We start from the raw sequence: 15,267 nt of genomic DNA on the forward strand, positions 1-15,267 counted from the left end.
GTTCTTATCCGCGCGAGGCGGCGATCTTGATCAGCTTGGCATAGTAGAAACCGTCGTGGCCGCCCTCCTGGGCCAGCAACTGGCGGCCGTGGGGCTGGCGCAGGCCGGCTTCGGTGGCCAGGTCCAGCTCACGGGCGCCCGGGGTGCGGGCGAGGAAAGCGTCGATCACTTCGGTGTTCTCGGTCGGCAGGCTGGAGCAGGTGGCATACAGCAGCATGCCGCCCACTTCCAGGGTCGGCCACAGGGCATCGAGCAGCTCGCCTTGCAGCGTGGCCAGGGCCGGGATGTCGTCGGCCTGACGGGTCAGCTTGATGTCCGGGTGGCGGCGGATCACGCCAGTGGCCGAGCATGGTGCGTCGAGGAGGATGCGCTGGAACGGCTTGCCGTCCCACCAGCTGGCGGTGTCACGGGCATCGCAGGCAATCAGCTCGGCGTCCAGCCGCAGGCGGTCGAGGTTCTCGCGCACACGGGTCAGGCGCTTGGCTTCGAGGTCGATGGCCACCACGTGGGCCAGGCCGGCTTCGGCTTCCAGCAGGTGGCAGGTCTTGCCGCCCGGTGCACAGCAGGCGTCGAGCACGCGCTGGCCGGGGGCCAGTTCCAGCAGGTCGGCGGACAGCTGCGCGGCTTCGTCCTGCACGCTCACCCAGCCTTCGGCAAAGCCTGGCAGGCCGCGCACGTCGCAGGCTTCGGCCAGCACGATGCCGTCACGGCTGTACTGGCAGGCGCTGGCGCCAACGCCCGCTTCGGTCAGCAGTGCCAGGTAGGCGTCGCGACTGTGGTGGCGGCGGTTGACCCGCAGGATCATCGGCGGGTGGGCATTGTTGGCGGCGCAGATGGCCTCCCATTGCTCCGGCCAGAAGGCTTTGAGCGACTTCTGTAGCCAGCGCGGGTGGGCAGTGCGTACCACCGGGTCGCGCTCCATGCCGGCCAGCAACTCTTCGCCTTCGCGTTGGGCGCGACGCAGCACGGCATTGAGCAGGCCCTTGGCCCATGGTTTCTTCAGCTTGTCGGCGCAGCCAACGGTCTCGCCGATGGCGGCGTGGGCCGGGATACGGCTGTAGAACAGCTGGTACAGGCCGACCAGCAGCAGCGCCTGCACATCGGCATCGGCGGCCTTGAACGGCTTCTGCAGCAGTTGCGCGGCCAGCAGGTCGAGGCGTGGTTGCCAGCGCGCGGTGCCGAACGCCAGGTCCTGGGTCAGGCCGCGGTCGCGTTCATCGACCTTGTCCAGTTGCGCCGGCAGCGAGCTGTTCAGCGAGGCCTTGCCGCTGAGCACAGCGGCAAGGGCACGGGCGGCGGCGAGGCGAGGGTTCATTGGCCCAGCACCTTGCCGCTGGCGAATTTCTCGCGGCGGCTGTTGAACAGGTCACTGAAGTTCAGCGCCTTGCCGCCAGGCAGTTGCAGGCGGGTCAGGCTCAGCGCCTGGTCACCGCAGGCGACCACCAGGCCGTCCTTGCTGGCGGAGAGGATCTCGCCAGGGGCCCCTGCCGCTGTGGACAAGTTGGCGGCCAGCACTTTCACGCTTTCGCCATCGAGGGTGCTGTGGCACACCGGCCACGGGTTGAAGGCACGGATCAAGCGCTCCAGTTCGACGGCCGGGCGGCTCCAGTCGATACGCGCCTCGTCCTTGTTCAGCTTGTGCGCATAGGTGGCCAGGGTATCGTCCTGCACTTCACCGTGCAGCGAACCGTCGGCCAGGCCGGCGATGGCCTGGACTACAGCCGGCGGGCCCATTTGTGCGAGGCGGTCGTGCAGGCTACCGCCAGTGTCTTCGGCGCTGATCGGGGTGGCTACCTTGAGCAGCATCGGGCCGGTGTCCAGGCCTGCTTCCATGCGCATCACGGTCACACCGCTCTCGGCGTCGCCGGCTTCCACGGCGCGCTGGATCGGTGCGGCACCGCGCCAGCGTGGCAGCAGCGAGGCGTGGCTGTTGATGCAGCCCAGGCGCGGGATATCCAGCACCACTTGCGGCAGGATCAGGCCATAGGCGACCACCACCATCAGGTCCGGCTGCAGCGCGGCCAGTTCGGCCTGGGCTTCGGCGTTGCGCAGGGTCGGCGGCTGGAACACCGGGATGTCATGGGCCACAGCCAGTTGCTTGACCGGGCTCGGCATCAGCTTTTGGCCGCGGCCGGCTGGGCGGTCGGGCTGGGTGTAGACGGCCACGATCTCGTAGGGGCTGTCGAGCAAGGCCTTGAGGTGTTCGGCGGCAAACTCTGGAGTGCCTGCAAAGACGATGCGCATGGAGTTCTCGCTTCAAAAAAGAAAAAGGCTTGCCGGAGCAAGCCTTCTGGAAGGTGGGGATCAGGCTTGCTGGCGGTGCTGCTTTTCCAGCTTCTTCTTGATCCGGTCGCGCTTGAGTTGCGACAGGTAGTCGACGAACAGCTTGCCGTTGAGGTGATCGAATTCGTGCTGCACGCACACCGCCAGCAGGCCTTCGCATTCCAGCTCGTACGGCTTGCCGTCGCGGTCCTGGGCCTTGACCCGCACACGCAGCGGGCGGTCGACGTTCTCGTAGAAGCCAGGTACCGACAGGCAGCCTTCCTGGTACTGGCCCATGTCGTGGGTCAGCTCTTCGACCGTGGGGTTGATGAAGACGCGCGGCTCGCTGCGGTCTTCACTGAGGTCCATGACCACGACCTGCTTGTGTACGTTGACCTGGGTGGCAGCCAGGCCGATGCCAGGGGCTTCGTACATGGTTTCAAACATGTCGTCGATCAGCTGACGCAGGGCGTCGTCGAACTCCGTCACCGGTTTGGCGATGGTGCGCAGGCGCGGGTCCGGGAATTCGAGAATGTTCAAGATGGCCATAAGGTCAGGCAGTCACTGTGCGTTCGGTTGAAAACTGAGCACACATAATAAAGGGAAACGGGGATTTCAGCACCTGGCAAAGCTCGGCTAGGGTTTCCAAGGGCTGCTTATAGCCCATTCGATGGACAGGTTGTCAAAGCGTTATCAACAAAGTTATCCACAGCTTGTGCCACGTCGATGGCCCTATTTCGATCAAGGATGATCCATATGCAGAGCTACCATTTGTCGCCTCTTCCGCCTGCCGAACTGGAGGCGCGATTGCGCCTGCACCGGCTGCCGGAAACAGGATTGCGTCGCTTTAACACCTTGCTGGAAGCCTTTGGCAGTGCTTCGTCGGCACTGTGCGCACCGGCCGGCGCCTGGCGCGCATTGGGCATACCACAGGCCACCATCGATGCCCGCCGCAGTGCCGAAGTACGTGAAGGTGCACTGGCCGCAATGGCCTGGCTAGAGCGCCCGGGCCAGCATTTACTGATGTGGGACGACCCTGGCTACCCGCCACTATTGGCGGAAATCGACGATGCCCCACCGCTGCTTTTCATCGCTGGCGACCCGGCCTTGCTCGAGCGCCCACAGCTGGCAATTGTGGGCAGCAGACGTGCTTCACCCCCGGCGCTCGACACCGCTGCGGCATTTTCCCGTTACCTGGCGCAGGCCGGTTTCACCATTACCAGCGGCTTGGCCGTGGGCATCGACGGTGCCGCTCATCGGGCCGCACTGCAGGCGGGTGGCGGCACGATTGGCGTGCTCGGCACGGGGTTGCAAAAACTTTATCCACAGCGCCACAAGTCGCTTGCGCAAGCGATGATCGACAATGGCGGCGCGCTGGTTTCCGAGTACCCGCTGGATGCCGGGCCACTGCCCGGCAACTTCCCGCGGCGCAATCGCATCATCAGTGGCCTGTCGCTGGGCGTGCTGGTGGTCGAGGCCAGCCTGGCCAGTGGTTCGCTGATCACCGCACGCCTGGCCGCCGAGCAAGGCCGTGAGGTGTATGCCATACCGGGCTCCATTCACCACCCCGGGGCCAAGGGCTGCCACCAGTTGATCCGTGACGGTGCGCTGCTGGTGGAGAGCGTGGAACAGATCCTGGAAAGCCTGCAGGGCTGGCAGAACCTGCCGCCTGCGGTTGTGGACAAATTCGACCATCCCCTGCTTGCCCTGCTGCATGCCGCGCCGCAGACCAGCGAAAGCCTGGCCCACTGCAGCGAGCAGCCGTTGGCCGATGTGCTGGCACAGCTGACCGAGCTTGAACTGGAAGGCCGGGTCAGCAATGAAGCCGGGCGTTGGTTTGCCCGCGCGGGCTAAGTACACTGCTCACCAGCAAGGTATTTAGGCGGAGTAACAGAAATGGTGAGCAGTTTTCGTGTGCAACAAGCCGCACGTGAGATCCGGGCGGGCGCAGTGATTGCCTACCCGACGGAAGCGGTCTGGGGCCTGGGCTGCGACCCGTGGAACGAGGACGCGGTGTATCGCCTGCTGGCGCTGAAGTCCCGGCCTGTGGATAAAGGCCTGATCCTGGTCGCCGACAACATCCGCCAGTTCGACTTTTTGTTCGAGGATTTCCCCGAGGACTGGATTGATCGCATGGGCAGCACCTGGCCGGGGCCGAATACCTGGCTGGTGCCGCACCAGGACCTGTTGCCCGAGTGGGTGACCGGGGAGCATGACACCGTGGCGTTGCGGGTCAGCGACCATCCGGTGGTGCGTGAGCTGTGCGCGCTGGTGGGGCCGTTGATTTCCACTTCGTGCAACCCGGGCGGGCGCCCGGCGGCGAAGACCCGGTTGCGGGTGGAGCAGTACTTCCATGGGCAGCTGGATCTGGTGCTGGGCGGGGCGTTGGGTGGAAGGAAGAACCCGAGTGTGATTCGCAACCTGGCCACTGGCGAAGTCGTTCGGCCAGGCTGATACATATCCACTGGCCTGGTCGCGACCTCCTGTGGGAGCGGGCGAGCCTGCGAAGAATCCAACGCGGTGCCTGGCACGGGCTGCGCCCGTGTTCGCGGGCATGCCCGCTCCCACAGGTCAGGGCCAAGCCCCCCAGATTTTTCTGATTTTGTCCCGAATGGCTGTCCGGTTTGAGGATTGGGAAATATCCTACGAGCCGCGTCACCACCCCGCGTACAGCTGCCACCTATTCGCGTGGTAACGAATGGGCGCGGCCATGAACCGCTGTTCACCGTAAACCCGAACATTTCCGCCGAAGACGCTCTGGTCCACGTGGCCCTGTACCTGCGCAGCGCCTACGAGACCGGCTACAAAGCCCTGGACTACATGCGTGAAGAAGGCCGTGGCATGTTCTGGTCGAACCTGCATGCGATTGAAATGGCAGAGGGTGTGGTGGAGGCGATACTCGATGGCATCGAGTCGGCCCTACCACCGACAAGCCGACCCTCACAGGCATAGCGCTGCCCTCAAGGCCGACGCAAATCCCTGTGGGAGCGGGTTTACCCGCGAACACCGGCGAAGCCGGTGCCATCAACCGCGTTGTCTTCTTCGCGGGTAAACCCGCTCCCACAGTTATAGTGGTTGACCCCAGTTCATAGGAAACCTGTGGGAGTAGACTCAGGGGATCAGTACAGTCGACCCCACAGTCCTGCGCGTACCATTCACCGCGGTGTACGACCGGAGACATCCTTTGAACTGGTTTTCGCTGACCGATCCGGCGATGGAAAAATCATTGTACGAGTTCACCCCTATGCGCCAATTTGCTCGACTCACGCACCGCGCGCCGACTCCCTAGCTGTTTTCGGCCAACTGTATTGACTCTGCGCTAACACAATACTTGAAAATACAAAACTATTAGAAATACCAGTTGTTTTGTCTTGTTTTATTAGGCACCGTTGACCTGCACTTACAACTGAGGTGTTTTGAAATGAATTATGAATATAGTGTGCTGGTGTTGAGTGGTGGAGTACCAGGAACGCCGCTTCCGGTCAATGATGCGGAATTCCTGTTCAAGCATCTAGAGAAAGACTCTAACTTACATGTTTCTGGAAAAAATTACGTAGTTTCTGGTAAGACTGTAATGATTGGGGAGAGAAGTACTTATAAGTGCGCCCTGGGTGTAAAAGAGGTCTGAAGGCTATTATCTGAAATTTGCTTTCGCCTGATTATCGATATGAAGTTTTCTTGTCAAAGAATTATGGCAATGGTATTGCTGCGCTCGCCTGTTTTAACGATCTAACGCAGCAATACCACTGCCAAAATTCTTATTCTATGTATAGGCTTGATCTACTTCTCTCAAGGTAAGAGAACCGTCGACCCCACCGTACGCCGTGCCGACAACTCGCTCTGTGCCTTGGCCGCCTCACTCAGCGGATACCGCTGCTGGATATCCACTACCAGTTTCCCACTACCAATCATCGCAAACAGGTCATCGGCCATGGCCTGGGTATTCTCGGCATTGTTGGCATAGCTCGCCAGGGTCGGCCGGGTCACATACAGCGAACCCTTCTGCGCCAGAATTCCCAGGTTCACCCCGCTCACCGCGCCTGAGGCATTGCCAAAGCTCACCATCAACCCACGAGGCTGCAGGCAGTCCAGCGAGGTCAGCCAGGTATCGGCACCCACACCGTCATACACCACCGGGCATTTCTTGCCGTCGGTCAGCTCCAGCACCCGCTTGACCACGTCCTCATGGCTGTAGTCGATGGTCGCCCACGCCCCTAGCGCCATGGCCCGCTCGGCCTTCTCGGCAGAACTCACGGTCCCGATCAGCTTGGCGCCCAAGGCCTTGGCCCACTGGCACGCCAACGAACCCACGCCGCCAGCTGCTGCGTGGAACAGGATCACGTCACCCGCCTTCACCTCATAGGTCTGCTTCAGCAGGTACTGCACGGTCAAACCCTTGAGCATCACCGCCGCCGCCTGCTCGAAGCTGATGTTGTCGGGCAACTTGACCAGGTTGGCTTCCGGCAGCGTATGCACTTCGCTGTACGCGCCCAGCGGGCCGCCGGCATGGGCCACGCGGTCACCCACTTTCAACCGGGTCACGCCCTCGCCCACGGCCTCGACCACGCCAGCCGCTTCAGTGCCCAGCCCCGAAGGCAGGGACGGCGGCGCATACAGCCCGCTGCGGAAGTAGGTATCGATGAAGTTCAGGCCGATCGCATGGTTACGCACACGTACCTGCTGTGGCCCGGGTGGGGCTGGTTCGAATTCCACAAACTGCAGCACTTCCGGGCCGCCATGCTGGCTGAACTGGATACGCTTGGCCATCTCGCACTCCTGTCGTCGGGATCGGGAAAGGCCTTCTATCGGACGCCTTTGCATGATCGCCGTCAACTGCGGCGCGTGGGCTGGCGGTGGTATGCTACGCGGCGAATTCTTCCCTGCCCGTTCCTGGTGACCCGATGACTAGCCGCACCGAGGCCGTGAAAGCCTACCTGCTCGACCTGCAAGATCGCATCTGCTCTGCCCTCGAAACAGAAGACGGCGGCGCCCGCTTCGTCGAGGACGCCTGGGTGCGCGAAGCCGGTGGCGGGGGCCGCACGCGGGTGATCGGCGACGGCAAGGTGATCGAGAAAGGCGGGGTCAACTTCTCCCATGTGTTCGGCGCCGGCCTGCCGCCGTCGGCCAGTGCCCACCGCCCCGAGCTGGCGGGCCGTGGCTTCGAGGCCCTGGGCGTGTCGCTGGTGATCCATCCGCACAACCCGCATGTGCCCACCTCCCACGCCAACGTGCGTTTCTTCATCGCCGAAAAGGAAGGTGAAGAGGCTGTCTGGTGGTTCGGCGGCGGCTTCGACCTGACTCCGTACTACGGCAATGAAGAAGACTGCATCCACTGGCACCGCGTGGCCGAGCAGGCCTGCGCGCCGTTCGGCGCCGACGTGTACCCGCGCTACAAGGCCTGGTGCGACCGCTACTTCCACCTCAAGCACCGTGGCGAGCCACGCGGCATTGGTGGCCTGTTCTTCGATGACCTGAACGAGTGGGACTTCGACACCTGCTTCGCCTTCATCCGCGCCATCGGCGATGCCTACATCAATGCCTACCTGCCAATTGTCCAGCGCCGCAAGGACACGCCCTACACGCCGCAGCAGCGCGAGTTCCAGGAATACCGCCGTGGCCGCTATGTGGAGTTCAATCTGGTCTATGACCGTGGCACCCTGTTCGGCCTGCAGTCCGGTGGCCGCACCGAGTCCATCCTCATGTCGCTGCCACCGCAGGTGCGCTGGGGCTACGACTGGAAGGCCGCGCCCGGCAGCGAAGAAGCGCGCCTGACCGAATACTTCCTGCAGGACCGCGACTGGCTCGGTCAGTAAGCCTGTGGATAACCTAGGAGCCGTCATGGACCAGTACGTCGTTTTTGGTAACCCCATCGGCCACAGCAAGTCGCCGCTGATCCATCGCCTGTTCGCCGAACAGACCGGGCAGGACCTGGAGTACGCCACGCTGCTGGCGCCACTGGACGAGTTCAGCGACTGCGCACGCGGCTTCTTCAAGCAAGGCCGCGGCGGCAACGTCACCGTGCCGTTCAAGGAAGAGGCCTATCGCCTGTGCGACAGCCTGACTCCGCGTGCCCGGCGCGCTGGCGCGGTGAACACGCTCAGCAAGCTGGCCGACGGCACCCTGCAGGGCGACAACACTGATGGCGCTGGCCTGGTGCGCGACCTGACGGTGAATGCCGGGGTCGAGCTGGCGGGCAAACGCATTCTGATCCTGGGTGCTGGTGGTGCGGTGCGTGGCGTGCTGGAGCCGATCCTGTCGCACAAGCCGCAGTCGCTGGTGATTGCCAACCGTACCGTGGAAAAGGCCGAGCAGCTGGCGCGTGAGTTCGATGAACTGGGGCCGGTGGTGGCCAGCGGGTTTGCCTGGTTGCAAGAGCCGGTGGATGTGATCATCAATGCCACTTCGGCGAGCCTGGCCGGTGAGTTGCCGCCGATTGCCGACAGCCTGGTCGAGGCCGGGCGCACGGTTTGCTACGACATGATGTATGGCAAGGAGCCTACGCCGTTTTGCCAGTGGGCAGAGAAGCTGGGGGCGGCCAAGGTGCTGGATGGGCTGGGGATGCTGGCTGAGCAGGCGGCTGAGGCTTTCTTTATCTGGCGTGGGGTGCGGCCGGATACGGCGCCGGTTTTGGCAGAGTTGCGCCGGCAGCTGGCTCGGGGCTGAGATTGTCGGGGCCGCTTTGCGGCCCTTTCGCGACACAAGGCCGCTCCCACATTGGATCTGTGGGAGCGGCCTTGTGTCGCGATGGGCTGCAAAGCAGCCCCAGGATCTCAGCTATCACTCCTCAAACCGGATCGGACACATCTCCACCCCTTCCAGCTTCTGCAATTCCTCGATCACCTGCGGCCTGGCCCGATGCAGGGTCAGACTCCCCCCCGCCCGCCGCAACCGCCGCGCCTCGCGGTGCAACATATCCACACCCGAGTAATCGATGAAGTTCACCTGCCGCGCATCGATCACCACATGCGGCCCCTGGCAGCGCTGCAAGCGCACCTGCAGGTAATGCGCCGCACCAAAGAAGATCGAACCGCCCACCCGCAATACATCCGCATCACCTTCACGGCTCTGCTGTACCCGTGGCCGTGACGTTCGCTTCAGATAGAAGAACAGCGACGCCAGCACCCCGGCATAGATCGCCGTCTGCAATTCCAGCAACAAGGTCGCCGCCGCCGTCAGTGCCATTACCAGAAACTCCGAGCGGCTCACCCGGAACAGCGCGCGAATCCCCCGGTGGTCCACCAATCCCCAGCAGATCAACAGGATGCTGCCGGCCATGGCCGGAATTGGCAGGTGCGCGATCAGCCCGGCCCCGGCAACGGCGAACACCGCCACCCACAGCGCCGAGAATACCCCGGCCATGGGCGAGCGGGCGCCGGCGTCGTAGCTCAGCCCGGAGCGGGTGAAGGAGCCGGAAGACAGGTAACCGGAGAAAAACGCACCGACGATGTTCGACAGGCCCTGTGCGCGTATTTCCTGGTCTGCGTCGATCAACTGCTCCGAACGTGCCGACAACGAGCGGGCGATCGACAGACTGGTGACCAGCCCGAGCATGCCCACCGCCACGGCGCTGGGCAGCAGGCGCAGGATCAGTTCCACATCCAGCAAGGGCAGCGGGCTGAAGGGTGGCAGCTGCCCGGTGAATGCCGGCACACGCGGCACATGGCCAAAGAACCCGGGCAGCAACCAGGCCAGCAGGCTTACCAAAATCAGACTTATCAACAGGCTGGGCCAGCGTGGGCGCCAGGCTTTGAAGGCCACGCCGATCGCTACTGTGGCCAGGCCCAGAATCAAGGAAGGCAGGTCGACCTCGCCGGCATGGCTGGCCAGGTCCTGCACGGTCTTCAGCGCCGTGGCCTGGCTGGGCAGGTCCATGCCCAGCAGGTTGGGCAGCTGGCCCAGGGCAATGACGACAGCGGCGCCCAAGGTGAAGCCGAGCACCACGGAATGGGAGACGAAATTGACCAGTGCACCGAAGCGCAAAAGCCCCAGCAGCAACTGGAAGATGCCGCCGAGGAAGGTCAGCAGCAGCACCAGGGTGACGTAGTCGGCGCTACCGGCCACGGCCAGCGGGCTGATGCTGGCATAGAGGACGATGGAGATGGCAGCGGTCGGGCCGCAGATCAGGTGCCAGGACGAGCCCCACAGGCAGGCGATCAGCACTGGCACGATGGCGGCGTACAGGCCGTATTCGGCGGGCAGGCCGGCGATCAGGGCGTAGGCAATGGATTGCGGCAGGGCGAGGATTGCGCCGCTCAGGCCCACCAGCAGGTCCTGGCGCAGGCTACGGCCCGATTGGCGGGGCAGCCAGGTGAGGAAGGGCAGCAGGTGAGTGAGGCGATGCATGGGTTATCCACAATCCTGAAATTGCACTGTCCCCTGTGGGAGCGGGTTTACCCGCGAATGCTGCAGTGAATCTACCGACGCATTCGCGGGTGAACCCGCTCCCACAGGGATAGAGGTTTGCTTGTCAGGTTACAGTTTGGCTTTGACAGCCTCCAGGGCATTGCCATCGGCCTTGGTAGTCACCCCGGCCAGCCACCCTTCCAGCAACTCGGGATGTGCCTTCACCCAGGCCTTGGCCGCATCATCGAAGCTGATCTTCTTGTCCACAACCTCGGCCATGATGCTGTTTTCCATGTCCAGCGTGAACTTCAGGTTACCTAGCAGCCTGGCCGCATTCGGGCAGGCTTGTGGATAACCCTTGCGGGTCAGGGTATACACCTCGCCCTTGCTGCCAAACCACTGCTCCCCGCCGCTCAGGTAGTGCATCTTCAGCTTTACGTTCATCGGGTGCGGGGTCCAGCCGAGGAAGGTGATGAACTGCTGTTTCTTCACCGCACGGTCGACCTGCGCCAGCATCGCCTGCTCGCTGGACTCCACCAGCTTCCACTGGCCAAGGTTGAACTCATTCTTGTCGATGATTTCCTTCAACGACAGGTTGGCGGGTGCCCCGGAGCCAATCCCGTACAGCTTCTTGTCGAACTGATCGGCGTGTTTCTGCAGGTCGGCGAAGTCCTTCACCCCGGCATTCCACACATAGTCGGGCACTGCCAGGGTGAATTCGGTTCCTTCCAGGTTGCGCGCCAGTTGCTGCACATCGCCATTGGCGATGAACTTGTCATGAAAGCCCTGCTGCGCCGGCATCCAGTTGCCGAGGAAGGCATCGACCCGGCCATCCTTGAGGCCGCCGTAGATGATCGGCACGGCCAGGCTATCGATTTTTACCTGGTAACCCAGGCTTTCCAGAAGCAGGCGGGTCACGGCGTTGGTGGAAGCGATATCGCTCCAGCCGGGGTCGGCCATCTTCACGGTACTGCATTGCGCGTCGCTGTCGGCGGCGTGGGCCGTGGCGGTACCCAGGCTCAGGGCCAGGGCGAACACGGCGGCGGAGAACTTGTGCATGGCGGCCTCTCTTCTCAATCCAGGGGGGCGGGCTGTGGATAACGTGCCTTGCGCTCGAGGTCGTCGAGATCGATATGGTTGCGCATGTACTGTTGGCTGGCGTCCACCAGCGGTTGGTGGTCCCAGCTTTTCAGCTTGCCGATGGCCAGCGCCTCGGCCACCAGGCGGCGGCGCCGCTGGCTGGTCAGTACCTGCTGGCGCAAGCTGGGGATATCCCAGCGCTGCTGTGCTTCATCGACAAATGCCTGCAGCAGCGCCTGGTGCTCCGGGCTGTCGGTGAGGTTCTCCCGCTCGTGCGGGTCGCGGCTCAGGTCGTAGAGTAGGCACGGGTCGTCTTCGCTGTACACGAACTTGTAAGGCCCGCGGCGGATCATCATCAGCGGGCCGACGGTGCCTTCGGCCATGTACTCGCCGATCACTTCGTCATGGCCGCCCTGCCCTTGCAGGTGGCCGACCAGTGAGCGGCCATCCAGGTGCAGGTGGTTATCCACAGCGCCGCCAGCCAGCTCGACCAGGGTCGGCAGCAGGTCGCAGGTCGACACCGAGGCGCTGACCCGGGCTGGCACGAAGCGCTTCGGCGCGTGCACCAGCAGCGGCACCCGTGCCGACATCTCGAACCAGTGCATCTTGTACCAGAGGCCGCGCTCGCCAAGCATGTCACCGTGGTCACCGGAGAACACGATCAGGGTGTCTTCGGCCAGGTTGCATTCCTCCAGGGTCTGCAGCAGCAGGCCGATGTTGTCGTCGATGTAGCTGCAGGCGCCGAAGTAGGCACGGCGGGCGTCACGGACCTTGTCCACAGGCAGCGGCTTGTCCCACAGGTCGTAAACCTTCAGCAGACGCAGCGAGTGCGGGTCGAGTTCTGCCTGGCCGGGTTCGGCGCGGGGCATGGGGATATCCACACCCTCGTAGCGATCCCAATAGCGCCTGGGGATGGTGTACGGGTCGTGCGGGTGGGTCATCGACACGGTCAGGCAGAACGGCCGGCCATCGTTTTCGCGCACATGGTCGTACAGGTACTGGCGCGCCTTGAACACCACTTCCTCGTCGAAATCCAGCTGGTTGGTGCGTACGCACGGGCCGGCCTGCAGCACCGAGGACATGTTGTGGTACCAGCTAGGGCGCACGTCTGGCTCATCCCAGTTCACCGCCCAGCCGTAGTCGGCCGGGTAGATGTCGCTGGTCAGGCGTTCTTCGTAGCCATGCAGCTGGTCCGGGCCGCAGAAGTGCATCTTGCCCGACAGCGCGGTGCGGTAGCCCAGGCGGCGCAGGTAATGGGCGTAGGTCGGTACGTCGGCGGGGAAGTCGGCGGCGTTGTCGTAGGCGCCGATGCGGCTGGGCAGCTGGCCGCTGACCAGGGTGAAGCGCGACGGCGCGCACAACGGGCTGTTGCAGTAGGCCGAGTCGAACACCACCGCCTGTTCGGCAAGGCGGCTCAGGTACGGCATCTGGATCGGCGAAGGGGCGTAGATCGGCAGCAAGGGTGCTGCCATCTGGTCGGCCATGATGAACAGGATATTCGGGCGCGTCATGGTAGCTTCCATCGTTGAGGGTTATGCGAACCGCTTGCCTATCAAGATGCGACTGTGGATAACATGGGTAAAGCCCATGGCGGGCAATGACTGGGATTAGCCAAGCTTATGTTTGAGCACCTTGCCGAGCTGTCGCTGGATACCTTGCGCGTGTTCGAGGCCGCCGCACGCCTGCGTGGTTTTACCGCTGCGGCGTTGGAGCTGGGTACCACGCAGCCGGCGGTGAGCCAGCAGGTCAAACGGCTGGAGTCACAGCTGGGCACGCGCCTGTTCGACCGCATCTACCGGGGTATCGAACTGACCGAGGCTGGCCAGGTGCTGTTCGAACAGGTGCATCAGGGCTTGCAGGCCATGGAGGACGGCATTGCCCAGGTCAGTGGGCGTGGCCAGCGCGAAGTGCTGCAGGTGGCTACCGACTTCGCCTTTGCGGCGTTCTGGCTGATGCCACGGCTACAGCGTTTTCACGAGGCTTATCCACAAGTGGACGTGAGCCTGGTGACCGGTGAGCGCAGCCAGGGCATGTTGCGCCCGGACATCGACGTGGCGGTGCTGTTTGGCGACGGGCGCTTTCACCAGGGCGAGAGTCGCTGGCTGTTCGATGAGGAAGTTTTCCCGGTATGCAGCCCCCGGCTGATTCATGGCAAACCCTTGTCAGCCGTGGCTTTGCAACGATTGCCCTTGCTGCATTTGAAGGGCGAGCAGGCTAGCCGCTGGTTTGACTGGGCGGGGGTGTTCCGCGGGTTTGGCGTGGCCAGCCCGCCGCCGGCGGGGCAGTTGCGGTTCGATAATTATACGTTGCTGATCCAGGCGGCGATTGCCGGGCAAGGGGTGGCGATTGGCTGGGGGCACCTGGTGGATGGGTTGGTGGAGCAAGGGTTGTTGTGCCGGCCGTTGGAGGGGAGTTTGCGTTCGGCGCGCGGGTATTACGCGGTGTTGCCGCCACGCAAGCGGCGTGGGGCGTTGATCCAGCGGTTTGTGGATTGGCTGGAGCGCGAGCGCAGCCTGTGACATCCCCGGGGCCGCTTTGCGGCCCATCGCCGGCAATCTAGACCACGAAGTTCAGATGCTCGCCCCGGTGCAAATCCAGCTCCAGCATATCCACCATCCCCGCCGCGACCCTGGCCAGGCGCCGCAACGGCTCAGCCAACCCCGGCTCCAGCGTACCTTCGGTGCTGCGAAAATGCTCCATCCCCAACCCAGGGACCTCGTGTGGTGCATTGATCAGGGTCCAGCGCAACGCACTGCGCTGTAACCCGTCGACCACCTGATCCACACATTCCCGCTCTACCTCGCTGTATTTGCCTGGCTCATCCAGCACATCGAAATCGCCCACCAGCAACAGCCGGCGTATAGTCGTACGCTTCAGCCCTGCCACCAGCGCTTCGCTCATGCGGGCTTGCCCGGGCAGATCGCCCGGCGCCAGCGTCGATAACAGGGCAATGACCGCCGAACCGCCTGCCGCGCCCTGCTCCGCCTGGTCGGCATCGCCCAGCCCGCCTATCTTGAAGTGCAGGCCGGGGCGCGGCGCATGGCGGTTCAGGTCGTCTACCACGGCGGTGACTTCGTGCTGGCGTGACAGCAGCTCTACCATCAGGGCATTACCCAGGCTGCTTTCAGGCCCGAACAGGACCAGTTTGAACACTGGGGTTTCGGCGTTTTTCACGGCATCACTCCCCTTGCTGGTGGTGATGATTGGACCACAATCAGGAGTTATCGTGCAGAGGATCAAGGGTTACCACGCCCACGTCTACTATGACGCAGCGACCATGGAGCAGGCCCGCGAACTGTGCGAGGAGGCCTCGCGGTTATTCCCCGTGACCATGGGGCGCATGCACCAGCAACCGGTCGGGCCGCACCCGGACTGGAGCTGCCAGCTGGCGTTCGGGCCGGAGGTGGTGGGGGTGGTGTTGCCTTGGTTGGCGTTGTATCGGAAGGGGTTGGTGGTGTTCATGCACCCGCTGACCGGGGATGAACTGGCAGACCACCGGGACCATGCGATCTGGATGGGGGCTGTGCGGCCTTTGGACCTGTCGATTTTTGGGGGATAGGCCGCTATAGCCTGTGCCGGCCT

16 protein-coding genes and 1 pseudogene are annotated in these 15,267 nt (G+C 63.4%); 9 read left to right on the plus strand and 8 right to left on the minus strand.

What is annotated here, in order from left to right; translation table 11 throughout:
- Nucleotides 1–4 precede the first annotated feature (4 nt).
- From rsmB to def, 3 genes are read right to left on the minus strand one after another with little or no spacing between them, the layout of a single operon-like run.
- Nucleotides 5–1,315 carry a 16S rRNA (cytosine(967)-C(5))-methyltransferase RsmB gene (gene rsmB / locus M2S36_RS04870; protein ID WP_207831431.1) on the minus strand — a complete coding sequence of 437 codons (1,311 nt, stop codon included), beginning with the start codon at nt 1,313–1,315 and terminating at the stop codon, nt 5–7.
- Nucleotides 1,312–2,244, minus strand: coding sequence for a methionyl-tRNA formyltransferase (gene fmt, locus M2S36_RS04875; RefSeq protein WP_063912308.1), 933 nt, complete (start codon nt 2,242–2,244; stop codon nt 1,312–1,314). The genes rsmB and fmt overlap by 4 nt, the downstream gene beginning before the upstream one ends.
- 60 nt (nt 2,245–2,304) lie before the next feature.
- The gene (def, locus tag M2S36_RS04880; RefSeq protein ID WP_051097836.1) at nt 2,305–2,811 is read right to left on the minus strand and encodes a peptide deformylase; all 507 of its coding nucleotides are present in this window, start codon (nt 2,809–2,811) and stop codon (nt 2,305–2,307) included.
- Nucleotides 2,812–3,018: 207 nt separating this feature from the next.
- On the opposite strand from def, the gene dprA reads away from it, so the two are divergent.
- The 5 genes and pseudogenes from dprA (at nt 3,019) to M2S36_RS04905 (ending at nt 5,890) form a co-directional block, all read left to right on the plus strand.
- Nucleotides 3,019–4,116: a DNA-processing protein DprA gene (gene dprA, locus M2S36_RS04885; RefSeq protein WP_233694000.1), complete on the plus strand. Its 1,098-nt coding sequence runs from the start codon at nt 3,019–3,021 to the stop codon at nt 4,114–4,116.
- Nucleotides 4,117–4,158: 42 nt separating this feature from the next.
- A complete protein-coding gene (locus M2S36_RS04890) occupies nt 4,159–4,716 on the plus strand; it encodes an L-threonylcarbamoyladenylate synthase (RefSeq protein ID WP_023660948.1) in 558 nt (185 codons plus the stop codon).
- A gap of 234 nt (nt 4,717–4,950) precedes the next feature.
- Nucleotides 4,951–5,214 (plus strand): hypothetical protein, encoded by a 264-nt coding sequence (locus M2S36_RS04895; RefSeq protein ID WP_333956785.1) that lies wholly within the window; start codon nt 4,951–4,953, stop codon nt 5,212–5,214.
- 235 nt (nt 5,215–5,449) lie between these two features.
- Nucleotides 5,450–5,548 (plus strand): annotated as a pseudogene (locus tag M2S36_RS04900) (IS5/IS1182 family transposase); the annotation flags it as partial.
- 135 nt (nt 5,549–5,683) lie between these two features.
- Nucleotides 5,684–5,890, plus strand: a complete 207-nt coding sequence (locus M2S36_RS04905; protein WP_207831436.1) for a hypothetical protein — start codon at nt 5,684–5,686, stop codon at nt 5,888–5,890.
- Nucleotides 5,891–6,051: 161 nt separating this feature from the next.
- Here M2S36_RS04905 and M2S36_RS04910 read toward each other — a convergent pair whose 3' ends face one another.
- Nucleotides 6,052–7,029 (minus strand): NADPH:quinone reductase, encoded by a 978-nt coding sequence (locus M2S36_RS04910; RefSeq protein ID WP_207831438.1) that lies wholly within the window; start codon nt 7,027–7,029, stop codon nt 6,052–6,054.
- Between the two features lie 134 nt (nt 7,030–7,163).
- Here M2S36_RS04910 and hemF point away from each other — a divergent pair, with 134 nt between their 5' ends.
- Together hemF and aroE are read left to right on the plus strand one after the other, a co-directional pair.
- Complete coding sequence (gene hemF, locus M2S36_RS04915; protein WP_014754944.1) at nt 7,164–8,075, plus strand: oxygen-dependent coproporphyrinogen oxidase; 912 nt, start codon at nt 7,164–7,166, stop codon at nt 8,073–8,075.
- A 25-nt stretch (nt 8,076–8,100) separates the two neighbouring features.
- Entirely contained in the window at nt 8,101–8,925 is an 825-nt protein-coding gene (gene aroE, locus M2S36_RS04920; protein ID WP_207831440.1) for a shikimate dehydrogenase, read from the plus strand.
- Nucleotides 8,926–9,039: 114 nt separating this feature from the next.
- Here aroE and M2S36_RS04925 read toward each other — a convergent pair whose 3' ends face one another.
- From M2S36_RS04925 to betC, 3 genes are all read right to left on the minus strand, one after another.
- Complete coding sequence (locus tag M2S36_RS04925) at nt 9,040–10,605, minus strand: SulP family inorganic anion transporter (protein ID WP_207831442.1); 1,566 nt, start codon at nt 10,603–10,605, stop codon at nt 9,040–9,042.
- 129 nt (nt 10,606–10,734) lie between these two features.
- The gene (choX, locus tag M2S36_RS04930; protein ID WP_207831444.1) at nt 10,735–11,664 is read right to left on the minus strand and encodes a choline ABC transporter substrate-binding protein; all 930 of its coding nucleotides are present in this window, start codon (nt 11,662–11,664) and stop codon (nt 10,735–10,737) included.
- 14 nt (nt 11,665–11,678) lie between these two features.
- A complete protein-coding gene (gene betC, locus M2S36_RS04935; protein WP_233688222.1) occupies nt 11,679–13,196 on the minus strand; it encodes a choline-sulfatase in 1,518 nt (505 codons plus the stop codon).
- Between the two features lie 108 nt (nt 13,197–13,304).
- Between betC and M2S36_RS04940 the strand changes: the two genes are divergently transcribed.
- A complete protein-coding gene (locus M2S36_RS04940) occupies nt 13,305–14,204 on the plus strand; it encodes a choline sulfate utilization transcriptional regulator (RefSeq protein ID WP_207831449.1) in 900 nt (299 codons plus the stop codon).
- A gap of 37 nt (nt 14,205–14,241) precedes the next feature.
- Here M2S36_RS04940 and M2S36_RS04945 read toward each other — a convergent pair whose 3' ends face one another.
- Nucleotides 14,242–14,859, minus strand: coding sequence for an NAD(P)-dependent oxidoreductase (locus M2S36_RS04945; RefSeq protein WP_233688224.1), 618 nt, complete (start codon nt 14,857–14,859; stop codon nt 14,242–14,244).
- A gap of 52 nt (nt 14,860–14,911) precedes the next feature.
- On the opposite strand from M2S36_RS04945, the gene M2S36_RS04950 reads away from it, so the two are divergent.
- Nucleotides 14,912–15,244 (plus strand): DOPA 4,5-dioxygenase family protein, encoded by a 333-nt coding sequence (locus tag M2S36_RS04950; protein ID WP_207831453.1) that lies wholly within the window; start codon nt 14,912–14,914, stop codon nt 15,242–15,244.
- The last annotated feature ends 23 nt before the right edge of the window (nt 15,245–15,267 follow it).

Source organism: Pseudomonas sp. SF2 (genome assembly GCF_036858055.1).
GTDB lineage: Bacteria > Pseudomonadota > Gammaproteobacteria > Pseudomonadales > Pseudomonadaceae > Aquipseudomonas.

What these genes read in the sequence shown, in the direction of transcription:
- M2S36_RS04940 (WP_207831449.1), top strand. Translation starts at nt 13,305, where the DNA reads ATGTTTGAGCACCTTGCCGAGCTGTCGCTGGATACCTTGCGCGTGTTC.
- def (WP_051097836.1), bottom strand. Translation starts at nt 2,811, where the DNA reads ATGGCCATCTTGAACATTCTCGAATTCCCGGACCCGCGCCTGCGCACC.
- betC (WP_233688222.1), bottom strand. Translation starts at nt 13,196, where the DNA reads ATGACGCGCCCGAATATCCTGTTCATCATGGCCGACCAGATGGCAGCA.
- choX (WP_207831444.1), bottom strand. Translation starts at nt 11,664, where the DNA reads ATGCACAAGTTCTCCGCCGCCGTGTTCGCCCTGGCCCTGAGCCTGGGT.
- hemF (WP_014754944.1), top strand. Translation starts at nt 7,164, where the DNA reads ATGACTAGCCGCACCGAGGCCGTGAAAGCCTACCTGCTCGACCTGCAA.
- M2S36_RS04910 (WP_207831438.1), bottom strand. Translation starts at nt 7,029, where the DNA reads ATGGCCAAGCGTATCCAGTTCAGCCAGCATGGCGGCCCGGAAGTGCTG.
- M2S36_RS04925 (WP_207831442.1), bottom strand. Translation starts at nt 10,605, where the DNA reads ATGCATCGCCTCACTCACCTGCTGCCCTTCCTCACCTGGCTGCCCCGC.
- dprA (WP_233694000.1), top strand. Translation starts at nt 3,019, where the DNA reads ATGCAGAGCTACCATTTGTCGCCTCTTCCGCCTGCCGAACTGGAGGCG.
- M2S36_RS04890 (WP_023660948.1), top strand. Translation starts at nt 4,159, where the DNA reads ATGGTGAGCAGTTTTCGTGTGCAACAAGCCGCACGTGAGATCCGGGCG.
- fmt (WP_063912308.1), bottom strand. Translation starts at nt 2,244, where the DNA reads ATGCGCATCGTCTTTGCAGGCACTCCAGAGTTTGCCGCCGAACACCTC.
- rsmB (WP_207831431.1), bottom strand. Translation starts at nt 1,315, where the DNA reads ATGAACCCTCGCCTCGCCGCCGCCCGTGCCCTTGCCGCTGTGCTCAGC.
- M2S36_RS04905 (WP_207831436.1), top strand. Translation starts at nt 5,684, where the DNA reads ATGAATTATGAATATAGTGTGCTGGTGTTGAGTGGTGGAGTACCAGGA.
- aroE (WP_207831440.1), top strand. Translation starts at nt 8,101, where the DNA reads ATGGACCAGTACGTCGTTTTTGGTAACCCCATCGGCCACAGCAAGTCG.